General features: G+C 73.3%; 6 protein-coding genes. All 6 read left to right on the forward strand.

What is annotated here, in order from left to right:
* A partial coding sequence (locus tag ACFFNX_RS41460) for a phosphopantetheine-binding protein (RefSeq protein WP_378211670.1) occupies nucleotides 1-705 on the forward strand: 705 nt, incomplete at its 5' end.
* The gene (locus tag ACFFNX_RS41465; RefSeq protein WP_378211671.1) at nucleotides 702-1460 is read left to right on the forward strand and encodes a thioesterase II family protein; all 759 of its coding nucleotides are present in this window, start codon (nucleotides 702-704) and stop codon (nucleotides 1458-1460) included. The genes ACFFNX_RS41460 and ACFFNX_RS41465, both read left to right, overlap by 4 nt.
* Before the next feature lie 32 nt (nucleotides 1461-1492).
* Nucleotides 1493-2389 (forward strand): 3-hydroxyacyl-CoA dehydrogenase family protein, encoded by an 897-nt coding sequence (locus ACFFNX_RS41470; protein WP_378211672.1) that lies wholly within the window; start codon nucleotides 1493-1495, stop codon nucleotides 2387-2389.
* A complete protein-coding gene (locus ACFFNX_RS41475) occupies nucleotides 2382-2660 on the forward strand; it encodes an acyl carrier protein (RefSeq protein ID WP_378211673.1) in 279 nt (92 codons plus the stop codon). Before ACFFNX_RS41470 ends, ACFFNX_RS41475 begins: the two co-directional genes overlap by 8 nt.
* The gene (locus ACFFNX_RS41480; RefSeq protein ID WP_378211675.1) at nucleotides 2657-3865 is read left to right on the forward strand and encodes an acyl-CoA dehydrogenase family protein; all 1209 of its coding nucleotides are present in this window, start codon (nucleotides 2657-2659) and stop codon (nucleotides 3863-3865) included. The genes ACFFNX_RS41475 and ACFFNX_RS41480 overlap by 4 nt, the downstream gene beginning before the upstream one ends.
* On the forward strand, nucleotides 3862-5058 hold the full coding sequence (locus tag ACFFNX_RS41485; protein WP_378211676.1) for a class-II aminoacyl-tRNA synthetase family protein: 1197 nt from the start codon (nucleotides 3862-3864) through the stop codon (nucleotides 5056-5058). The genes ACFFNX_RS41480 and ACFFNX_RS41485 overlap by 4 nt, the downstream gene beginning before the upstream one ends.
* Nucleotides 5059-5210: the final 152 nt, after the last annotated feature.

The raw sequence follows: 5210 nt of genomic DNA on the forward strand, positions 1-5210 counted from the left end.
CGGCTCGTCCGTGCGATCGGGCCGCGCGAGCCCGCGATCCCCTTCGTGCCGTCCTCCGCGCCGGTCACCGACCCGGCGTACTGGGCCGCGTCCGCCGGTGAGGAACGCGACGAGGCCCTGGCCGGGCTGCTGGCCGGCCCCGGACGGATCCTGGTCGAGATCGGCACCGGCACGCGCCTGGCCGACCTGGCCCGGCGCAGGCCGGAGGAGACCGGTCGCCACCTGCTGCTCTCCACGCCGGGCGAGCGGTCCCTGTTCTTCGCGCTCGGCCACCTGTGGCTGGCCGGTGCCCCGGTCTCCTCGGCGGCGGTCCACGAGGGCCGGCGGCCGGACCGCGTGCCCCTTCCCACGTATCCGTTCGAGCGGCGGCGTTACCTTGTGGAACCGGCCGGCCCGCAGCCGGAGCGCCTCCCCGACCCGCCCGGCCGCCCGGCCGACCGCCCGGTCGGCCCGGTGACGCCGGAACTGATCGCCGGGCTGTTCGCGGAGATCCTCGACCTTCCCGAGGTCGAGCCGGACGAGAGCTTCTTCGACCTGGGCGGTGACTCTCTGATCGCGGCCCGCCTTCTCGCGCGGGCCCGGGAGATCTTTCCGGTGGACCTGGCCACCCGGGCGATGTTCGAGGCCCCGACGCCGGCCGAGCTCGCCGCCCTGATCGGCGAGCGCATGGCGGACGACCCACCGGCCGCCGGACGGGCGCCATGACGGCGGAGTCCTCCGGCACCCCGCGTTGGCTGGCCCGCCGCCGGCGGCGCCCGGACGCTCCGGTCGACCTCTACTGTTTCGCGCACGCCGGGGGGTCGCCCGGGGAGTACCTCCGCTGGTCCGATGACCTGCCCGGGCTCCAGCTGTGGGGAGTGCACCTCCCGGGCCGTACCTCCCGGTCGGGTGAGCCGCCCTTCACCCGCATGGTCTCGCTGGTCGACGCGCTGGTGACCGAGATCAGGTTCGCTCGGCCGTTCGTGCTCTTCGGCCACAGCCTCGGCGCGCTGGTGGCGTTCGAGGTGGCCCGGGAGCTGCGGAGGCGAGACCGCGAGCAGCCGGTACGACTGGTCCTGTCCTCCTGCCCGCCGCCGCCCATCGCCCGCACCGGGACCCCGCTGCACACGCTTCCCGACGCGGACCTGCTCGCCGAGATCGAGCGGCGCTGGGGCGCGCTGCCCGCCCCGCTGCGGACGGACCCGGTCCTGCTGGCGAACACCCTCGCCTGCCACCGGGCCGACCTGGCCCTGCTGGAGACGTACCGCCATCGCGCGGGTGAGCCCCTCGACATCCCGATCACCGCGCTCGCCGGAACCGGTGAACGGGGCGCCGCCCGGGCGCGCGACTGGGCCGCGCACACCCGCCGCCTGGTCACCGTCCGGCTGCTGCCCGGCGGTCACTTCTACTTCCGGGAGCGGCGGGACGAGGCGTTGCGCGTGCTGCGCGACGCCGTCATCGGCGGCCTGGCCTCCCGATGAGGGGCCGTACGCGACGAGGAGGGGGTTCCCCGATGCATCGGATGGGCGTGGTGGGCGCGGGCACGATGGGAATCGGCGTCGCGCAGCTCTTCGCCGAGGGCGGATACGACGTCGTGCTGGTCGACACCGCCGACGACATCCTCGAACGCGCCCGGACCGAGATAGCGCGCAACGTACGGATGATGCCGCTCGTCCGGCCGTCGGCGCCGAGGCGACGGCCGGAGGAGGTCGTCGGGCGGATCCGGTTCACCACCGATCTGACGCGGCTGAACCGGGCCGAGTACGTCGTCGAGAACGTCACGGAGCAGTGGGAGGTCAAGCGCCCGCTCTACCGGGAACTCGACGACGTCTGCCCGCCGGACGCCTGCTTCGGCGTGAACACCTCGGCGATCCCGATCACCCGCGTCGCCTCGCTCACCGGGCGGCCGGCCAGGGTCGTCGGGACGCACTTCATGAACCCGGCTCCGCTCATGCCGACCGTCGAGGTCATCCGCGGCCACCACACGTCGGAGGAGACGATCGAACGCACGACGGCCCTGCTCGACGATGTCGGCAAGGACCACGTCGTCGTCGGGGACTCCCCGGGCTTCGTCACGAACCGGGTCCTGATGCTCACCGTCAACGAGGCCGTCTTCCTCCTCCACGAGGGAGTCGCCTCCGCCGCCGAGGTCGACCGGCTCTTCAAGGAGTGCTTCGGGCACGCGATGGGCCCGCTGGAGACGGCGGACCTCATCGGGCTGGACACCGTGCTCCGCTCGCTCGACGTCCTCCACGACGGCTTCGGCGACCCCAAGTACCGGCCGTGCCCGCTGCTGCGCAGGCTGGTCGACGCCGGCCTGCTCGGCCGGAAGACCGGCCGGGGCTTTCACTCCTACGAGCCGGGCCACGCGGCCCCGGCGATCCCGAGAGGGGACCAGCGCGGTGACTGAGGACGCGAGGGAACAGATCCGCCGGTTCGTCGCCGAACACGCGAACGGCGTACTGGCCGACGACGATGAGGAGCTGTTCGGCACCGGCCTGGTGAACTCCCTCTTCGCCGTGCAGCTCATCATGTGGATCGAGCGGCGGTTCGGTGTCCACGCGGACGGCGCGGACCTCGACTTCGCCAACTTCGCCACGATCGCGGCGATCGACTCCTTCGTACGCCGGAAGCGGGAGGGGACGACGAGCCCGGCCGGAGAGACCGGAGGTCGCGTGTGAACCTCGAACTGACCGCCGAGCAGCGGCGGCTCCGCACCGAGGTCATCGCGTTCGCGCGGGAGGAACTGGGGCGCGACGTGGCGGCCGATGACCGGGAGTCGCGTTTCCCGCTGGAGGACTGGCGCCGGTGCGCCGCGTTCGGCGTGCTCGGCTGGCCGGTCCCGGCCGAGTACGGCGGCCGGGGCCTGGACCCGCTGACCGTGATCGTCGCGCTGGAGGCCCTCGGGTACGGCTGCCGCGACAACGGGTTGGTCTTCGCGGTCAACAACCACCTGTGGGGCTGCGTGATCTACCTGCTGACCCACGGCACCGACGAGCAGAAGAAGCGCTATCTGAAACCCCTGTGCGACGGCACACTCATCGGCGCGCACGCGCTGACGGAGCCGGAGGCGGGCTCGGACGTCCTCGGCCTCCGGGCCACCGCCGAGCGCGACGGCGACCACTACCGGCTGCGCGGCACGAAGTGCTTCGTCAGCAACGGCCCGGTCGCGGACGTGTTCGTCACCCTCGCCCGTACCGGCGACCGGGGACGGGCGCAGGACGGGCTGACGGCGTTCCTGGTCACCGCCGACCTGCCCGGGGTCGACCGGACGCGGGAGCTGACGAAGATGGGGCTGCGCACGACGCCGATGGGGGTGGTGGAGTTCGACGACGTCGCGGTGCCCGCGGCGAACGTGCTCGGGCGTGAGGGCGCGGGCTACGCGGTCTTCACCTCGACCATCGAGTGGGAGCGGTCACTCATGTTCGCCGCGCAGGTGGGCGCCATGGAGCGGCTCCTGGAGGAGTCCGTCCGGCACGCCAACGCCCGGCGGCAGTTCGGGCGGTCGATCGGCGGCTTCCAGGCGGTCGCCCACCAGATCGCGGACATGAAGATCCGGCTGGAGCTGGCCCGGCTGCTCCTGTACCGGGTGGGCTGGCTCAAGCGCGAGGGCCGGATGGCGCTGACCGAGGCGACGATCGCCAAGATCTTCATCAGCGAGAGCCTGGTGTCGACCGCGATGGCGGCGGTCGAGGTGCACGGCGCACGGGGCTACGTGGCCGACTCGTCGCTCGAACGGGAACTCCGCGACGCGCTCGGCGGCCCGATCTACGCCGGCACCTCGGCGGTGCAGCGCGGCATCCTGGCCGAACTGGCCGGGGTGCGCGGAGCGCTGTCCGGGGACCCCGGCGGCGCGGCGCGGGAGACGGGCGGTGAGCCCGGATGACCCCGGCACGGACGCACCGGATCCCGCTCGACCCGCCGGTGCCGGGGGTCCACGCCGAGGAGCTCGCCCGCCGGGTCTACTTCGTCGCCGAGGCGATCACCGCCTTCACGCTCGTCCACGGCGGGGAGGAGGTACGGGCGGTGGACGTGACCGTGCGCGGCCCGGCCGACCTGGGCGAGCTCACGCGCAAGCTCCACTTCGTGGTGGCCAACGACGTCCTCGGCCAACGCGTGTTCGCCCCCAAGGTGGTCTGGCGCGGCTCTGCCGGGGGAGACGCGCGGGAGGTCTTCGACGAGCTGCTGGCCCGTGGCATCGCGTCGGAGGCGGGTGACGGGCAGGTCGCCGTGGGCGAGCCGGTCCTGTCGCTGATGGACCACCTCGACGCCGGGATCCGCGCCCTGGCCGTCGAGGAGTTCGGCGCTCGCGAGATGCGATACCCGACGCTCATCCCGACCGGCGCGATGCGGCGCAGCGGCTACTTCGAGTCCTTCCCGCAGTTCCTGATGTTCGCCTCCCGCCTGCACGGCGACGTGGACGCCTACCGCGGGTTCCTCGGCGCGCTCGCCGGCGGAGAGGACCCGGCGGAGGGGCTGCGCGCGTACGGCGGCGCGGCCGAGCACTGTCTGCCGCCGACCATGTGCTTCCACACCTACCACCAGCTCGCGGACCGGCCGCTGCCCGAGCCGACGCTCGCGGTGACCGCTCGGGGCAAGTCGTTCCGGTTCGAGTCGCGGTATCGGCGCTCGCTGGAGCGGCTGTGGGACTTCACGATCCGCGAGGTCGTCTTCCTCGGCCCGCTGCCGTACGTCGTGGCATCCCGGCAGCGGCTGATGAGGCGCGTCTTCGGGCTGATGGAGGACCTCGGCCTCGGCGGGCGCTGTGAGGTCGCCGGAGACCCGTTCTTCGCCACCGCGGGGACCGCCGAGCGCCTGCTGTCCCAGCGGCTGATGGAGCTGAAGTACGAACTGCGGCTCCCGCTGGACGCGGGGCGTGACGTCGCCGTCGGCTCCTTCAACTTCCACGAGCGGTTCTTCGGGGAGTCGTACGGCATTGGCCTTCCCGGCGACCAGGGCGCGGCCTTCACCGCCTGCGCGGGGTTCGGACTGGAACGCCTCGCGTACGCCTTCCTCTGCCGCCACGGGCTGGATCCCGCGCGCTGGCCCACGGCGGTGCGGGAGGCCGTGGCGCCGTGAGCGCGGAACCCCGTCTGCTGACCCTCTCGGCCCCGGACCTCGCCGCGCTGGACCTGGTCACCGACGATCTCGTGGCACGGCTGGAGGCCGGGGGAGCGGGCTCGCTGGACGCGGCGGCGGCCGCCCTCGGGGGCGATGGCGCGCACCCGCGG

The organism is Actinoallomurus acaciae (genome assembly GCF_042429965.1).
In the GTDB taxonomy this organism is placed as follows: Bacteria; Actinomycetota; Actinomycetes; order Streptosporangiales; family Streptosporangiaceae; genus Actinoallomurus; species Actinoallomurus acaciae.

Excerpts from the sequence above, each read along its gene's own strand:
- ACFFNX_RS41470 (WP_378211672.1), top strand. The coding sequence starts at position 1,493 with ATGCATCGGATGGGCGTGGTGGGCGCGGGCACGATGGGAATCGGCGTC.
- ACFFNX_RS41485 (WP_378211676.1), top strand. The coding sequence starts at position 3,862 with ATGACCCCGGCACGGACGCACCGGATCCCGCTCGACCCGCCGGTGCCG.
- ACFFNX_RS41465 (WP_378211671.1), top strand. The coding sequence starts at position 702 with ATGACGGCGGAGTCCTCCGGCACCCCGCGTTGGCTGGCCCGCCGCCGG.